The following is a 15,020-nucleotide window of genomic DNA, read 5'->3' on the forward strand; positions in this document are numbered from 1 at the left end:
CCGGTTTACGGCAAAACCACCTGCCAGGTGCCCATGCAGGACGGTGCCCATGCAGGAACGCCTTCCCCTCAAAAGGAAGGCGAAGACCATTGCATAGGCATCAGTCGTAGGTCGTCAACGCTCTTTGGCGGCAAGCTGGCCGCAGGCACCATCGATATCCTGTCCACGGGTGTCGCGCAAGGTGGCGGTGATGCCCGCGTCATGCAGGATCTCCAGGAACCGCGCCTCATCCTCCGGTTTGGAGGCGGTCCATCGGGAGCCCTCAATCGGATTGAGTGGAATGGGGTTCACATGGGCCCAGTTGTCGCCGTAATGATTGAGTCGTTTGGCCAGCAGACGGGCATGTTCGGCCTGATCGTTGATGCCGCGCATCAACGCGTACTCAATGCTGACGCGTCGCTTGGAGGCAAGCCAATAATCATGAGCGGCGTCCAGCACCTGCGTGGTGTTGAAGCGTCGGTTCATGGGCACCAGCTCGTCGCGAAGTTCGTCACTGGGCGCGTGGAGGGAAACAGCCAGACGTACAGGAAGGCCTTCGGCGGTGAGCTTTTTGATTCCGGGCACCACGCCTACCGTAGAGACGGTGATGTTGCGCGCAGAAATGCCAAAGCCTTCGGGAGGCATGGCGGAGATCTGCCGCACCGCGGACAGCACGGACTTGTAATTGCCCATCGGCTCGCCCATGCCCATGAACACGATGTTGCTGAGGCGGCCCGGGCCACCGGCGACTTCGCCGTCACGCATCATCTTCGCCGCCACGCGCACCTGTTCCACGATCTCGCCCGCCGACATATTGCGGGTCAGGCCCATTTTGCCCGTCGCGCAGAACGGGCAGCCCATGCCGCAACCGACTTGCGAGGAGATGCAGAGCGTGGTGCGTGTCGGATAGCGCATCAGCACGGATTCAATGAGCGAACCGTCGAACAGGCGCCACAGCGTCTTGATGGTGGTGCCTTGGTCGGCCACCTGCCTGGTGACTTCAGTGATGAGCTGCGGGAAGAACGTCTCCGCCGCCTCAGCACGTTTGGCGGCGGGAAAATCGGTGTATTCCGTGGCATCCACATCGAAATGGCCGTAATAATGGTTCGCCAGCTGCTTGGCGCGGAACTTCGGCAATCCCAATGACTCTACGCCGGCGATGCGCTCTTCAGGCGTCATGTCGACGAAATGCAGTGGCGGCTTGCCACGGCGAGCATGGTCTTTGGACAGCACATCGCGGAAAGCGCCGGAAGTGCCACCGGGGGTGATGCCGGTTTCAGGTGTATCAATCTCATGTACGGTCATGCCGAACTTCACTCTCACCTTGACGGGGAATACAAAATACCAACGAACTACCGATACCGACTATTCATGGATAACGGCTCTACTCACATTGTAATGGCGGTGCATCTTCATCGTCGCCGGTAAGATGCACCGCCACAATCAATCATTGGGCATTGCGTTATCGCCTCGTTTGTCAGCGTTTTACAACCCGGTGACCCACAGCAATGCGCACGTGAACGGGGCGCTCATCAGAATGGAATCCACACGATCCATCACGCCACCATGGCCTTTGAGCAGATGTCCCATATCCTTGATGCCGATGTCTCGTTTGAGCATGGATGCGCACAGGTCGCCGAAGGTGCCGACTGCACCAATCAGTACGCCGGCGACGATCGGGACCCACCAACGGCTCGCCCAGATGGAGGAATCATAGGTGCAGAAGAACACCGCGAACGCTCCCGCCATGGCGAACAGCATCGATCCGATAAGGCCTTCCACAGATTTCTTGGGCGAGATGCGCGGACTGAGCTTATGCTTGCCGAGCCATGCGCCAGCGAATAATCCGCCAGTGTCGGAAAGCGCCGGCAGGAACACCAGCATGATGGCGTGCGCCACAGGATGGTCATTGAAGGTGAGCGGAATGATGATGCAGCTGGCCAGCAGCGGAATGTACAGCACGGTGAGCACCGAGACCGCCACATGGCTGATGCGGGAATGATGCAACTCACCACCGTCGTGATTGAACGAAGACTCCAGTCGAGCGCTGGCATCCGTATTCGATAGTTTGCCTGCGACCGCGAGGGACAGGCGGTTGCCGAAACTGAGCTTGGCGCTCGCGGAAATGGATACGAGGATGATGGATACGATGACGCTCAGCGACATCGTGATGAGATGGTAGGGAGCATAGTAGGTCGCAAGCAATGTGAAAGACGAGCATATCCAGAGCATGACGACGGGGATATGCAGGCCCACGGTGGCGAAATCCACACGGAGCTCCCACAATGCCAGCACCATGAACACCACGACCAACAGCACGAACAGGTCGATTCTGATGAGCAGACTGGCCAGAATCAGAGCAACCAGCACCACAGCCGTGCCGATGGCCTGTGGCATATTGCGGCCGGTCTTCTTGTTGATCTGGTTCAGGGCCTCCTCGGCCTCTTCGTGCAATTGCTCGTTACGTTCCATAATGCTCCCGGGGCTGATCGCTCAGACCTCCATGATCTCCTTCTGCTTGGTCTCCAGCAGAGCATCGATTTCATCGGTGACGGACTTGGTGACCTTGTCAAGGTCCTTGAGCAGGCGATCGCCCTCATCCTCGCCCATATCGCCGTCCTTGACGGACTTGTCGATGGTTTCCTTGGTCTTGCGGCGGATATTGCGGACGGCGACCTTGCCATCTTCGGCCTTGCCCTTGGCGAGCTTGACGTATTCCTTGCGGCGGTCCTCGGTAAGCTCGGGCATGGTCAGGCGGATGACGTTGCCGTCGCGGTTCGGGCTGACGCCGAGGTCGGAATTGCGAATGGCCTTCTCCACGGCAGCGGCCTGGGAAGCATCGAACGGGGTCACGGCAAGGGTACGGGGCTCGGGAACACCGATGGAGGCTACGGCCTTGATCGGAGTCGGTGCACCATAGTAGTCGACCATGATGCCGTTGAGCAGTGCGGGATTGGCGCGACCGGTGCGGATGCCCGCGAAGTTCTCCTTGGTGTTTTCCACAGTCTTGGCCATCTGTTCCTTGGCCTGATCGATAAGAGACATGCTAGTTACTCCTTAATGATTCGAATGGTGTTCTTCCATGAACGCTTGTTATCTGATTGTAGGCGTTCTTGCGCCTGCAATCAGTCAGCCACACGCGATTCCGCGCTGGAGACCAATGTGCCGATCTCCTCGCCGACGAGCGCCCGGGTCACGTTGCCAGCGCCTTCGAGTCCGAAGACGCGAATGAGCTTCTTGTTGTCGCGTGCCATCGACAGTGCGGAGGCATCCATCACAGCCAAATTGTCGACAAGCGCGCGCTTGTAGCTCAACGTCACGAAGCGCTTGGCGTTCGGATCCTTGCGCGGGTCGGCGGTGTAGACGCCATCGACACCGTTCTTGCCCATCAGCACTTCGTCGCAGTGAATCTCAAGGGAGCGCTGCACCGAGACGGTATCCGTGGAGAAGTATGGCATGCCGGCGCCGGCGCCGAAGATGACGACACGGCCTTTTTCGAGATGACGGATGGCTTTGAGCGGAATGTACGGCTCAGCGACCTGACCCATCGTGATCGCGGTCTGCACGCGGGTGGACTGGCCTTCCTGCTCCAGGAAATCCTGCAGGGCGAGGCAGTTCATCACCGTGCCGAGCATGCCCATGTAGTCGCCGCGAGAGCGATCGATGCCGGCCTGCTGGAGCTCCGCGCCACGGAAGAAGTTGCCGCCGCCGACCACAATGGCCACCTGGACGCCCTGCCGCACTGCGGGAACGATCTCCTCGGCGATACGACGGATGACATGGGTGTCGATGCCCACCTTGCCGCCGCCGAACGCCTCGCCGGACAGCTTCAGTAGAACCCTACGAGGCTTGTCGCTTTCAGTCATGTGTGTTGCCTTTCCCTGAGACTTCATGGAAGTGCCTGCAAAATATCCGTAGACAAGGGTATCGGTTTACAACGACACCCCCGGCATTGACACCCCCATATAAGAAAACGCCATCCGAAGGCTTGCTCCGGATGACGTTTTCAATCAATGCGTCAACCTAGTATGCAGCTCCGTCAGCTCGTTGATTAATTCACTACCCCTCAGTCCCGCTTCGCGGGCCAGCTCCCCTGACAAGGGGAGCCAGAAGTATAAACAACGAATTAATAACGCAGGATACTAGGCGACAGTGAACCTGATGTTCACTCTTCCTCGCCCTTGCCGACCTCGATGCGGGCGAAGGCAGTGGCCTTGCCGCCCACTTCCTCGAACAGCTTGCCGACGGTCTTGGACGGATCCTTGACGAACGGCTGCTCGAGCAGCACGACTTCCTTGTAGAAGGCGTTGAGGCGGCCCTCGACGATCTTGGGGATGATCTTCTCCGGCTTGCCTTCGGCCTGGGACTTCTCGGTGGCCACGCGACGCTCGGACTCGACCACATCGGCCGGAACATCCTCGCGGGTGAGCCACTTGGCGCCCATGGCGGAGATCTGCAGAGCGGCTTCGTGGGCCACGGCGGCACCGGCCTTGTCGGTCGCGATCATGGCGACGATGCTCGGCGGCATCTCGGCGGACTTCTTGTGAGCGTAGATTTCGACGTGCTCGCCGGAGATCTTGGCGAACTGACCGATCTTGACGTGCTCACCGAACAGGGCTGCGGCCTCCTCGACTGCGACCTTGACGGTGGAGTCGCCGGCCTTGGCGGCTTCCAGCTCTTCGACGGAGCCGGCACCGGCAGCCACAGCGTAGCCGAGCACCTCATCGGCGAACTCGACGAACTTCGGGGTCTTGGCCACGAAGTCGGTCTCGGAGTTCAGCTCGACGGCGTAACCGGTCTCGTTGCCTTCGATCACGACGACCTTGGAGGCGATGGTGCCCTCCTGGGCCTTGCGGCCTTCACGCTTGCCGGCTGCGGCGATGCCCTTGGCGCGGATGATTTCCTTGGCGCGTGCCACGTCGCCTTCGGCCTCGGTGAGAGCCTTCTTGACGTCGAGCATGCCGGCGCCGGTGTCCTCACGAACCTGCTTGATCAGTGCGGCGGTAATTGCTGCCATTGATGTTCTCCTTTAAGAAGATTTTGCTTACCCAAAACAGATGGGAAGCGCTTGTTCAGGCACTTCCCATCCTAGAGCATCACTCGGCCTTCGGGGCCTCGGTTTCGCCTTCGGCGGCCGGAGCTGCTTCAGCGGCGGCCTCGGCGGGGGCTTCGTTGGTCAGAAGTTCCTTCTCCCAAGCGGCCATTGGCTGAGCGTCGTCGGCGGTCTTGTTGGCCTGGCCGGAACGCTCCAGCAGACCTTCCGCAACGGCGTCGGCCATCAGGCTGGTCAGCAGTTCGATGCCGCGGATGGCGTCATCGTTGGCCGGAATCGGGTATTCGACGATGTCGGGATCGGCGTTGGTGTCAACGATGGCGACGACCGGGATGCCGAGCTTGTGAGCTTCTTCGACAGCCAGGGCTTCCTTGGTGACGTCAACGACGAACATGGCGGAAGGCGTACGGTTCATGTTGCGGATGCCGCCGAGCTGCTTCTCCAGCTTGTCCTTCTCGCGCTCGAGCAGGAGGAGCTCCTTCTTGGTCAGGCCGGAGCCATGCACGTCGTTGAAGTCCATCTCCTCAAGTTCCTTGAGACGGTTCACGCGCTTGGAAACGGTCTGGAAGTTGGTCAGCATACCGCCGAGCCAGCGCTCGGAAACGTAAGGCATGTTCACGCGGGTGGCCTGTGCAGCGATGGCCTCCTGAGCCTGCTTCTTGGTGCCGACGAAGAGCACGGTGCCGTTGTGGGCGACGGTGGTCTTGATGAAGTCGTAGGCCTTGTCGATCATGTCGAGCGACTTGAACAGGTTGATGATGTGGATGCCGTTACGCTGGGTGAGGATGAACTGCTTCATCTTCGGGTTCCAACGACGGGTCTGGTGGCCGAAGTGCAGACCTGCCTTCAGCATCTCGCTCATAGTGATCTGAGCCATGGTAATACTACCTTTCTTGTCGGTTCTTGCCTGGTCATGCGCACCTGCGTGCAGCGGCTTCCCCGATCGCTCGAGTCGCCACCGACCGACACAGGCCGTCGCGAGCATGACGCGTATTTGTGGTGTGCCGGTCGACGATAATGGGTGGCTCCGAGCACCTGCGACTGCGCTCTTTGCCGGATGGCACACAAAATTTAAGAATATCATCAGATATGGAAAAGCGGCCACCCCAATAGTTATCGGAGCGGCCGCGTCCACTGATTCACCGCGGAGGCACCAGAATATCTGCTTATCGCTGATGCGTGCGCATGTACCTCATGGCTTCGCGACGCTCGTCCTTTTCGAGACGGTCAAGATAGACATGGCCGTCGAGATGATCGCATTCATGCTGAAGCATGCGGCCCATGAGGCCTGCACCCTCCAACACCACTTCCTTGCCGTCCAGGTCGATGCCCCGCACGCGGGCGTGATCGGCCCTTCGCGTCTTGTACCACAGGCCCGGCACCGACAGGCATCCCTCGTCGCCATACTGCTCGCCGGAGGTCTCCTCCAGTACCGGGTTGAGGATGTACCCGACATGTCCGTCGATGTTATAGGAGAACGCCCTGAGACTCACACCGATCTGGTTGGCGGACAGACCGGCACGGCCCGGATCGTTCACCGTATCGAGCAGATCCTGCACCAACCTGCGCACGGCAGGGGTGATTTCCCTGATCTCGTCGCATGGGGTGCGCAGTACCGGATCGGGCACGACTCGAATCTCACGAATGGCCACTGTGATGTCACTCCTCGTTCTTCTCGTTGGCGTCAGCCTGTGGTTGGCCTGCCATGCTCCCGGCATCGTCCGGCTCTTGCTCGGATTGCTCGGCTTGCTCGGATTCGGCCTTGGTCTTCTTGATTTTCTCCTGCACGCTAGCAAGCGAATCGGACACGCTGGATTTGACCTGTTCGGAGGCCTGCTTGACCTGCTCCGAAGCCTGCCTGACCTGTTCGGAAGCTTTCTTCACGGTCTCCGAAGTGCTGTCGATGATCTTGACGGTGGCCGGCAGCGGCTTGTTGGACGGCTTGGGGGCATACAGCTCATCTTCGATGACGGAATCGTACCGCTTGAGCACCTTGGGGCGCACCACCTTCATGCTCGGCGTCAGCGTTCCTCGCTCCTGGCTGAAGACCTCGTTGAGAATCACGAACTTGCGTACGGATTCGGCCCGGGAGACATTGGCGTTGGCCTGATCGATGTACTGCTGGATGAACGCGCGCACCGCATCGTTGTCCCTGGCCTCATCGAGTGTCATATTCGCGTCAAGCCCCTGGCCCGACAGCCACGAATGCAGCATGTCGGGGTCGAGTTCGATCAGCGCAGAAACGAAGGGCTTGCCATCGCCCACCACCACGGCATGCGACACGATCGGGCACGTGTTGATGATGTCCTCCATCGGCGCCGGACTGATGTTCTTACCGCCAGCGGTGATGATGATGTCCTTCTTGCGTCCGGTGATGAAGGTGAAGCCCCTGTCGTCGATGCGACCAAGGTCACCCGTCTTGATCCATCCGTCTGCGGTCATGGTCTGGGCGGTCAGCTCAGGCTGCTTGTAATAGCCAAGGAACACATTGGGCCCGGTGAGCTCGATCTCATCGTCTTCACCCAGACGCACGCCCATGCCGGGACCGGGCTTGCCCACGGACCCGACCTCGTTGTCGTCCTCCCAATTGACCAGCATCGGAGCCGCTGTTTCGGTCATGCCGTATCCCTGGATGAACGTGATGTCGTCCATGCCGTTGAAGAAGTGGGCGAGATCGACGTTGAGCGGTGCGCCTCCGCATGCGAGCCAGCGGAGGTTCGGTCCAAGCGCGGAACGAATCGACTTGCCGACCGTGGCCATGAAGAAGGAGTGGCTGATGCGGTCGAACACGGAATGACCATGTCCGGACTGCCCATCCTTGCTCCATTTGACGAAATGCTTCACCGACCGGGCGAATATATATCCCTGGATTCCGGCGCCGGCCTTCTGCGAAGCGGCGTTGTACACCTTCTCGAACACACGCGGGACACCGAGCAGATAGGTGGGTTTGAAGCTGCGGATGTCGGCGAGCAGATGTTTGGCGTTGGGGAGGTATCCCACGACTCCGCATCCGCCGATGCACACATACTGGATGTACCGGGCGAAGCAATGGGCGAGGGGCAGGAACAGCAGCAGGCGGTTGTCGTCGTACAGCATCCCCCGCAGGATCTCGTAGCCGTTGAGCACGATATGCGTGTAATTGCGGTTGGAGAGCATGGCCCCCTTGGGTTTGCCGGTGGATCCGGAGGTGTAGACCACGGTGAGCAGATCGTCGGCGGTGATGCGGGAGATGGCGGCGTCCAGCGTCTCGTCGCTGACGCCATGGCCGAAGTCCGCCACGGCGTCAAGTCCATCGGCCTGAAAGTTGAACACGTATTTCAGACCCGGATGACCGGCTCGAATCTGCTCGAGCGTCTGAGCTCGTTGGAAGTCCCCCGCAAAGGCGATCGCCGGGTCGACCTCCTCGATGATGCCGGCGGTCTGCTTGGCGGAATCCGTCTCATACACAGGAACCACGACCGCGCCGATCGCCGCGCACGCGAAATCGGTGACGCCCCACTCGTAGCACGTCGGCGAGTAGATCAGCACCATGCTGCCGGCCTTGACGCCAAGACCCAGCAGCCCCTTGGCCACTTCGCGCACGCGAGACAGCATCTGGGAGGCGGTGACGCCGTGCCATTGATGTGAATCGTCATCCTGCCACTCGGCGATGGTGTCGTCCGGCGTGCGGGCGGCGCGTTTCGACAACAGCGAGAAAACCGTGTCTTCATCCGTGGTGACGTATCTGGGTTGTTCAACATGTTCACGCATACGCTCCACTATAGGCGAAACGTCCTATGACTACGCCATACCCAGGCATCGGCCGTCTGGAGCACGGACGACATGTCGGAGATTGTCAGTGCGGCATGCAGGGGCACAAGGCGGATCCCGGGCTGCTATCCGAGATCGGCGAACACACACATCCAGCGTGAGCCTATGTACTTGAATTTGAGGTTCACGCGCAGGTTTTCCTGCCCGATGGTCATGAGTACGGCAAGCTCCATGATGGTGTCGCTGATGATCATGCCGTTGATCAGATTGGGGACTGTGGGCAGATAGCAGAATTTCGCTTTGATTTCAGGATGGGTGGCCATATGGATATCGAGCAGGTACTGCATGGTCTGCAATCGTTCCAGACAAGGCGCGGTCAACGCACGTTGCAGTCGGGCAACGCTCAGTTTTCCCCGGATGGCATCAGCGCAATTGCATGCGATCCGGCATGCGGCAAGCGCCATGGTGTGGCATTCCTGGCCGCTCATGCCACATGCGAACAACGGCTGTATATGGTAGCGAACCGGCCTTTCGGAAAGCTCGACGGTGATGAAACCGTCATAGCTTGGCAGAGGCGTGCGTTGATGATAGAAAAAGCCATTGTATTCCATGGCAGATCACCTGTGATTCCCTATTGCGACCCAACCGTCATTGGTTGAATCTGGACACCACATCACCACTTTGCGTCGTACATGTCAAACTACTTCGCTGATTGCAAAGAAAACGCCCTTGAAAATCGACAAACCAACATGGTTTGTCGATTTTCAAGGGCGAAAACCGGCGATTGCGCCGACGGTCCTGTACTCTGCGCGACGCCTCGGCGAAACCGATTATCAGCGAGCGGAATACGGCGTGACCATCATGCCGCAGCGCTGGAAATTCTTGACGTCCACGTAGCCGGTGGATGCCATGGCTCGCTTCAAAGCGCCGATGAAATTGGTCTTGCCGTCCGCCTGATGGCTCGGACCGAACAGAATCTGTTCCAGTGGCGCCACTGTACCCACCGTGGTGCGGTATCCACGGGGCAACGTCTGATGACGGGCTTCCGCACCCCAGTGCGTGCCCTTGCCCGGCGCTTCGGTCGCACGCGCCAGAGGCACCCCAAGCATCACCGCATCGGCGCCCAAGGCCAGGGCTTTCACGAAGCTGCCGGAATCCCCCATGCCGCCATCGGCAATCACCTGCACGTAACGGCCGCCCGACTCATCCATGTAATCGCGGCGGGCCTCAGCCACATCGGCGATGGCCGTGGCCATAGGCGCCTGGACGCCCAAGGTCTGGCGGGTGGCGGAGACCGCACCGCCGCCGAAGCCGACCAGCACGCCCGCGGCACCGGTACGCATCAGATGCAGAGCGGCGGTGTAATTGGAAGCACCGCCGACAATCACCGGCACATCGAGATCGTAGATGAACTTCTTCAGGTTCAACGGCTCATGCGACGAGGAAACGTGCTCGGCAGACACCACTGTTCCGCGAATCACGAACAGGTCGACGCCCGCATCCACCACTGTGGAGTAGAACTGCTGCGTGCGCTGCGGGGACAACGCGCCCGCCACCGTGACGCCGGCTGCGCGGATCTCACGAAGACGCTGGGTGATGAGCTCGGGCTTGACCGGCTCAGCATAGATCTGCTGGATACGTGCCGTGGCCTGGTTGGCCGGCAACTGCGAGATCTCGTCCAGAAGCGGCTCCGGATCCTCATAGCGGGTCCACAAGCCTTCCAGGTCGAGCACACCAAGGGCCCCCATCTTGCCCATTGCGATGGCGGTGGCCGGGCTGGTGACCGAGTCCATCGGCGCGCCGATGACCGGGACGTCGAACTCATAGGCATCGATCTGCCAGGAGGTGGATACATCCTCAGGGTCGCGCGTACGCCGTGAGGGAACGATGGCCACGTCGTCAAGCGCGTAGCCTAGATGGCCTTTTTTGCCCAAACCGATTTCAATTTCCTGAGACATGGTCTCCACACTATTGCCGGGGACGGACGCCCCCGCTAAGGTGTCCATATTCTCGAATCCCGAACCGACTCGTTACAAACATGCGATAAGACTGAACCATTCCGCGAAAGCATCTATCAGGAGGAAGCATGGCCAAAACCAAGGTCGAAGGCACCGTCGTTGAACTTGACGGCGACGAAATGACCCGCGTGATCTGGAAGGACATCAAGGACAGGCTCATTCTGCCGTATCTCGATGTGAACCTCGAATACTACGATCTGGGCATCCAACACCGCGACGAGACCGACGATCAGGTCACCATCGACGCCGCCCACGCCATCCAGAAGCACCATGTCGGCGTCAAATGCGCCACCATCACCCCCGATGAGGCCCGAGTCAAGGAATTCGGCCTCAAGAAGATGTGGAAGTCGCCCAACGGCACCATCCGCAACATCCTCGGAGGCACCATCTTCCGCGAACCGATCGTGATGAGCAACGTGCCGCGTCTGGTGCCCGGCTGGACCAAGCCGATCGTCGTGGCCCGTCACGCCTTCGGCGACCAGTACAAGGCCACCGACTTCAAGGTGCCGGGCGCTGGCCAGCTGACCGTCACCTTCACTCCGGACGACGGGTCCGAGCCGATTCAGCACGTGGTCTACAACTACGGCGAAGACGGCGGCGTGGCCCAGGTGCAGTACAACGTCAACGATTCGATCCGAGGATTCGCCCGCGCCTGCTTCAACTACGGCCTGAAGCGCCATTATCCGGTGTATCTGTCCACCAAGAACACGATTCTCAAGGCGTACGACGGACAGTTCAAGGACATCTTCGCAGAAGTGTACGAAACCGAATACAGGGACAGGTTCGAGGCTGCGGGCCTGACCTACGAACACCGTCTCATCGACGATATGGTAGCCAGCTCCCTGAAATGGCATGGCGGCTACATCTGGGCCTGCAAGAACTATGACGGCGATGTGCAGTCCGATTCCGTGGCCCAAGGCTTCGGATCGCTGGGTCTCATGACGTCCGTGCTCATGACTCCGGACGGGCAGACCGTCGAGGCCGAGGCCGCACACGGCACCGTGACCCGTCACTACCGCCGTTGGCTCAAGGGCGAGAAGACTTCCACCAATCCGATCGCCTCGATTTTCGCTTGGACCGGCGGCCTCAAGCACCGCGCCGATTTGGACGGCACCCCCGAAGTCCGTCACTTCGCCGAAACGCTGGAGAAGGTCATCGTCGACACCGTCGAAGGCGGCCAGATGACCAAGGACCTCGCCATGCTCATCGGCCCCGACCAGCCGTGGCTGGATACGGAGGGCTTCATGAACGCGCTTGATGAGAATCTTCAGAAAGCCCTCGCCTGACCATCCCGGTCACCCATACCCTGAAATGTCCCGGATACGCACGGTTCTTTCGCACGTATCCGGGATATTTCATATCCCGTCCACTACAATCGGACCAGAGTGTTCATGAATCGCAGACTCTGCTGGGGAGGATTGTTCGTTTATGGGGTTCGTACGTCGCTCCGTCACTATCGCCACCGCCATCACCGCAGCATGCGCAATGATATTGTCCCTGACCGCATGCACCGCCAGCCACGATGACGACGCCGACGGTGGCACGAAAACCACCATCACCTCCGATTCCATGGGAGCAGCCGCGCTGTTCACACCGTCAGACGGCATTACGTTGAATCAGCAGACCCCCTTGAACAAATGGGCCAAGCTCACGCCGGAATTGACTGACGCGCTCGTCCAGTACGGGTTCAAGAAAGAGAACATCTCGCATGCCACTTCCGATACGCTGGATAAGCAAAGCAGGGCGATTCAGGATTATGTGGTCAACCGGCTCTCCGGAAAAACAGTGACCGATGATTCTGGCATCGCCATCCCGGCGGAGAACACGACGGTACTGGTCGCCCCGGTGGTGGCCGCCGATGATTCGACCCGCCAGTACGGCGATTATGTCAGCCAGGAGTTGAGTACCGAATCCGATGCCGATGAAGGAGCTACAGATTCCGACGACGCCACATCCGATCAGCCGGCGGACGGGTCCTCGAACGGACAGTCCTCCTCGTCCACCAACTCGAACGACGAGAGCAACCACAGCACCGACGATTCCGATGACAGCACCGACACCGGCGACGACGACACACAGGCCCAGGCAGTGGAGCGTCTGGTCTCATCACTGAAACTCGCTCAGGAATCGGGCATGCACGTGGTGCTTCTGGCCAATAGCATTGAAGGATACAAGCCGGACGCATTCGTATCGTTCTCCGATGCGCGAACCATCGGACACCTGCAAGCTCAGAACATGGCCGCCAAACTCGAATTGGACAAGGCGAGCAAGGACAATCCCAAGCGCATCGAGGTTTTACTGCCGTATACCACATCGGATGACGGCGATACAGGCACCGGCATCGACTCGCAGTTCGCCAAGGAGGCATTCCGAGGCATTTGGCAGGTGCTTGGCGCGTATTACCAAAAAGGCACAGTGGTCAGTCCTTCAGGAGCATTGACCAAAAACACCACCGAGGATGATTGGCTCAACGTAGCCTACGACATCGGCAAGGACCGCGCCACGGCCAAGGTGCTGTCGATGCGACTGGAGCATTCCGGCAGCACTTCCACGACCACCCGCATCGACGGCATCATCGCGATGAACGATTACGTAGCTTCCGAAGTGGTGGCGAAACTGGATGATCTGGGGTACACCGGCTCTGCGGCCGACATCAATCCGCAAATCACGATTTCCGGTATCGTCGGCAACATCACAGGCAAAAAGGATTTGGCACGCGAAAGCGTCCCCGACCCCGTCAAAGCCCCCGAAAACGACGATTCCGCAAACGATACCGGTTCGGATGCGGCCAATGAGACCGACAAAGGAAAAGACTCGCAATGGCCTTTGGTCACCGGCTATGGCTCGTATATCTCCAGCATCCCCAATGTCGTCAAAGGCAAGCAATGGATGACCGGCATCGAAAACCGGCAGCTCCTCGCCGCCGACATCGCCGAAGTATGCGGGAGACTGAACACCGGCAAACCGCTCAGCGACATGTCATCCGTACGCGATACCACAGTGGGCGGCATCAAGAAGGTGCCGACGCTGAACGAACCGCCATTGGCCGTCAGCGCCAGCAACCTCAAAGCCACGCTCATCGATCCCGGCTATATCAGCCTGGCCGATGCAGGGCTATGACATGATCGTGCTGAGGGACTGGGCCCGCGTACATATCATGTCATTCCTTCAGCACGATCATGTATTCGCCGACGTATCGCTCCGGATCCAGATAATCGTGCGCCCCGCGTTTCAATCCCCAATGCAGACACTGGCTTGAGCAATGGTCGGATTCGCCGTCCACCACGCCGATGGAAGCTCCTCTATCCACGTTCATTCCGACCTCAAGCGTGGTCACGGCGGGCTCGAAGGTCGAGGTCACTCCCCCACGGTGGCGTAGACTCACCACATCCTTGCCGCCGACCTTCCCCGCGAAACTGATGGTTCCGGCAGCAGGTGCCGAAATCGAGTCCCCCTGCCGCGCCTTGACATCGATTCCCCTATGTCCGGGTGCCCACGGAGTAAGTGGCCTGTCGAACGGAGCCTCGACCACCGGATTGCTGACGGGCCAACCGTATCGTGCCGAGCACCGCGACGTGGATCGTTCTTCCAGCATCGTCAAATCAGTGAAATCCACAGGCAGAAGCGTCTCTTGGACGTCGGGCGGCGTGTCTGCCGTATGTGCGGCAGTACCATTCGATGCCGTCTGCTGAATCGAGGAATAGGACGAAGCGCCCCATGACGCTTCAACAGTCAACCCCATCAGCAACGCCAAAGCCAGTCCCAATGCCGTTGCGGCGGCCACTACGGCATCCATCCACGTCCGCCGCTCCTCCGCCCGCCTACGCTCGTGTTCACGCAGTCTGGCGGCGCGTCGGGCGGCATGCCGACGCCAATCGAACCAATACCCATTCATATCCTTTGACACCTCATTCCAGATCGGCGGCATGGATGCATGCCGAATCATGCCGGCATCATTGCCGGTCTCTTCCACCTTGATGGAATCAAGCGTGCGGTGTCCAGCTCGATTGGGGTATGTGGTTCCAGCTTGCCAGGTTATCCACATAGCACAAAAGACTTTATATAAGTCGCCAACGGCGCCCACTATCGTTCGCCAGCCGCTGGAATCTTTGCCAACCTTTTTCTCAGCAAACGTACGCTGAGCGGAAAGCCGGGCATGGCACCCGAAGCAATCTCCTGGGAAACAACAAAGCCCCTTGGCATTCCAAGGGGCTTCACAT

13 protein-coding genes are annotated in these 15,020 nt (G+C 59.5%); 2 read left to right on the top strand and 11 right to left on the bottom strand.

The genetic code is table 11. The features are described 5' to 3' along the window. Positions 1–114: 114 nt before the first annotated feature. From rlmN to BW09_RS10340, 10 genes are all read right to left on the bottom strand, one after another. A complete protein-coding gene (gene rlmN / locus BW09_RS10295; protein ID WP_140464142.1) occupies positions 115–1,284 on the bottom strand; it encodes a 23S rRNA (adenine(2503)-C(2))-methyltransferase RlmN in 1,170 nt (389 codons plus the stop codon). A 180-nt stretch (positions 1,285–1,464) separates the two neighbouring features. Then, positions 1,465–2,451, bottom strand: coding sequence for a phosphatidate cytidylyltransferase (locus tag BW09_RS10300; RefSeq protein ID WP_140464126.1), 987 nt, complete (start codon positions 2,449–2,451; stop codon positions 1,465–1,467). 21 nt (positions 2,452–2,472) lie between these two features. Beyond that, positions 2,473–3,024, bottom strand: coding sequence for a ribosome recycling factor (frr, locus tag BW09_RS10305; RefSeq protein WP_044090219.1), 552 nt, complete (start codon positions 3,022–3,024; stop codon positions 2,473–2,475). A gap of 80 nt (positions 3,025–3,104) precedes the next feature. Further along, positions 3,105–3,845: a UMP kinase gene (gene pyrH, locus BW09_RS10310; RefSeq protein ID WP_140464128.1), complete on the bottom strand. Its 741-nt coding sequence runs from the start codon at positions 3,843–3,845 to the stop codon at positions 3,105–3,107. A 299-nt stretch (positions 3,846–4,144) separates the two neighbouring features. Beyond that, the gene (tsf, locus tag BW09_RS10315) at positions 4,145–4,996 is read right to left on the bottom strand and encodes a translation elongation factor Ts (RefSeq protein WP_140464130.1); all 852 of its coding nucleotides are present in this window, start codon (positions 4,994–4,996) and stop codon (positions 4,145–4,147) included. Positions 4,997–5,075: 79 nt separating this feature from the next. Next, positions 5,076–5,909: a 30S ribosomal protein S2 gene (gene rpsB, locus BW09_RS10320; protein WP_140464132.1), complete on the bottom strand. Its 834-nt coding sequence runs from the start codon at positions 5,907–5,909 to the stop codon at positions 5,076–5,078. Between the two features lie 289 nt (positions 5,910–6,198). Further along, positions 6,199–6,684, bottom strand: a complete 486-nt coding sequence (locus BW09_RS10325; protein ID WP_044090215.1) for a peptide deformylase — start codon at positions 6,682–6,684, stop codon at positions 6,199–6,201. 7 nt (positions 6,685–6,691) lie between these two features. After that, positions 6,692–8,782 carry a long-chain fatty acid--CoA ligase gene (locus tag BW09_RS10330; RefSeq protein WP_140464134.1) on the bottom strand — a complete coding sequence of 697 codons (2,091 nt, stop codon included), beginning with the start codon at positions 8,780–8,782 and terminating at the stop codon, positions 6,692–6,694. Between the two features lie 125 nt (positions 8,783–8,907). Beyond that, complete coding sequence (locus BW09_RS10335) at positions 8,908–9,393, bottom strand: hypothetical protein (protein ID WP_044090213.1); 486 nt, start codon at positions 9,391–9,393, stop codon at positions 8,908–8,910. Between the two features lie 222 nt (positions 9,394–9,615). Further along, a complete protein-coding gene (locus BW09_RS10340) occupies positions 9,616–10,740 on the bottom strand; it encodes a GuaB3 family IMP dehydrogenase-related protein (protein WP_140464136.1) in 1,125 nt (374 codons plus the stop codon). A gap of 128 nt (positions 10,741–10,868) precedes the next feature. On the opposite strand from BW09_RS10340, the gene BW09_RS10345 reads away from it, so the two are divergent. Together BW09_RS10345 and BW09_RS10350 are read left to right on the top strand one after the other, a co-directional pair. Then, positions 10,869–12,086: an NADP-dependent isocitrate dehydrogenase gene (locus BW09_RS10345; protein ID WP_140464138.1), complete on the top strand. Its 1,218-nt coding sequence runs from the start codon at positions 10,869–10,871 to the stop codon at positions 12,084–12,086. 142 nt (positions 12,087–12,228) lie between these two features. Continuing rightward, positions 12,229–13,920: a hypothetical protein gene (locus tag BW09_RS10350; protein WP_140464140.1), complete on the top strand. Its 1,692-nt coding sequence runs from the start codon at positions 12,229–12,231 to the stop codon at positions 13,918–13,920. Positions 13,921–13,960: 40 nt separating this feature from the next. Here the strand turns inward: BW09_RS10350 and BW09_RS10355 are convergent, their stop codons facing one another. After that, complete coding sequence (locus tag BW09_RS10355) at positions 13,961–14,845, bottom strand: M23 family metallopeptidase (protein ID WP_258185080.1); 885 nt, start codon at positions 14,843–14,845, stop codon at positions 13,961–13,963. Positions 14,846–15,020 lie beyond the last annotated feature (175 nt).

The organism is Bifidobacterium sp. UTCIF-1 (assembly GCF_006408915.1).
In the GTDB taxonomy this organism is placed as follows: Bacteria; Actinomycetota; Actinomycetes; order Actinomycetales; family Bifidobacteriaceae; genus Bifidobacterium; species Bifidobacterium reuteri.

Excerpts from the sequence above, each read along its gene's own strand:
- BW09_RS10350 (WP_140464140.1), top strand. The coding sequence starts at position 12,229 with ATGGGGTTCGTACGTCGCTCCGTCACTATCGCCACCGCCATCACCGCA.
- rlmN (WP_140464142.1), bottom strand. The coding sequence starts at position 1,284 with ATGACCGTACATGAGATTGATACACCTGAAACCGGCATCACCCCCGGT.
- tsf (WP_140464130.1), bottom strand. The coding sequence starts at position 4,996 with ATGGCAGCAATTACCGCCGCACTGATCAAGCAGGTTCGTGAGGACACC.
- BW09_RS10330 (WP_140464134.1), bottom strand. The coding sequence starts at position 8,782 with ATGCGTGAACATGTTGAACAACCCAGATACGTCACCACGGATGAAGAC.
- pyrH (WP_140464128.1), bottom strand. The coding sequence starts at position 3,845 with ATGACTGAAAGCGACAAGCCTCGTAGGGTTCTACTGAAGCTGTCCGGC.
- BW09_RS10335 (WP_044090213.1), bottom strand. The coding sequence starts at position 9,393 with ATGGAATACAATGGCTTTTTCTATCATCAACGCACGCCTCTGCCAAGC.
- BW09_RS10340 (WP_140464136.1), bottom strand. The coding sequence starts at position 10,740 with ATGTCTCAGGAAATTGAAATCGGTTTGGGCAAAAAAGGCCATCTAGGC.
- BW09_RS10300 (WP_140464126.1), bottom strand. The coding sequence starts at position 2,451 with ATGGAACGTAACGAGCAATTGCACGAAGAGGCCGAGGAGGCCCTGAAC.
- rpsB (WP_140464132.1), bottom strand. The coding sequence starts at position 5,909 with ATGGCTCAGATCACTATGAGCGAGATGCTGAAGGCAGGTCTGCACTTC.
- BW09_RS10345 (WP_140464138.1), top strand. The coding sequence starts at position 10,869 with ATGGCCAAAACCAAGGTCGAAGGCACCGTCGTTGAACTTGACGGCGAC.
- frr (WP_044090219.1), bottom strand. The coding sequence starts at position 3,024 with ATGTCTCTTATCGATCAGGCCAAGGAACAGATGGCCAAGACTGTGGAA.
- BW09_RS10355 (WP_258185080.1), bottom strand. The coding sequence starts at position 14,845 with ATGTGGATAACCTGGCAAGCTGGAACCACATACCCCAATCGAGCTGGA.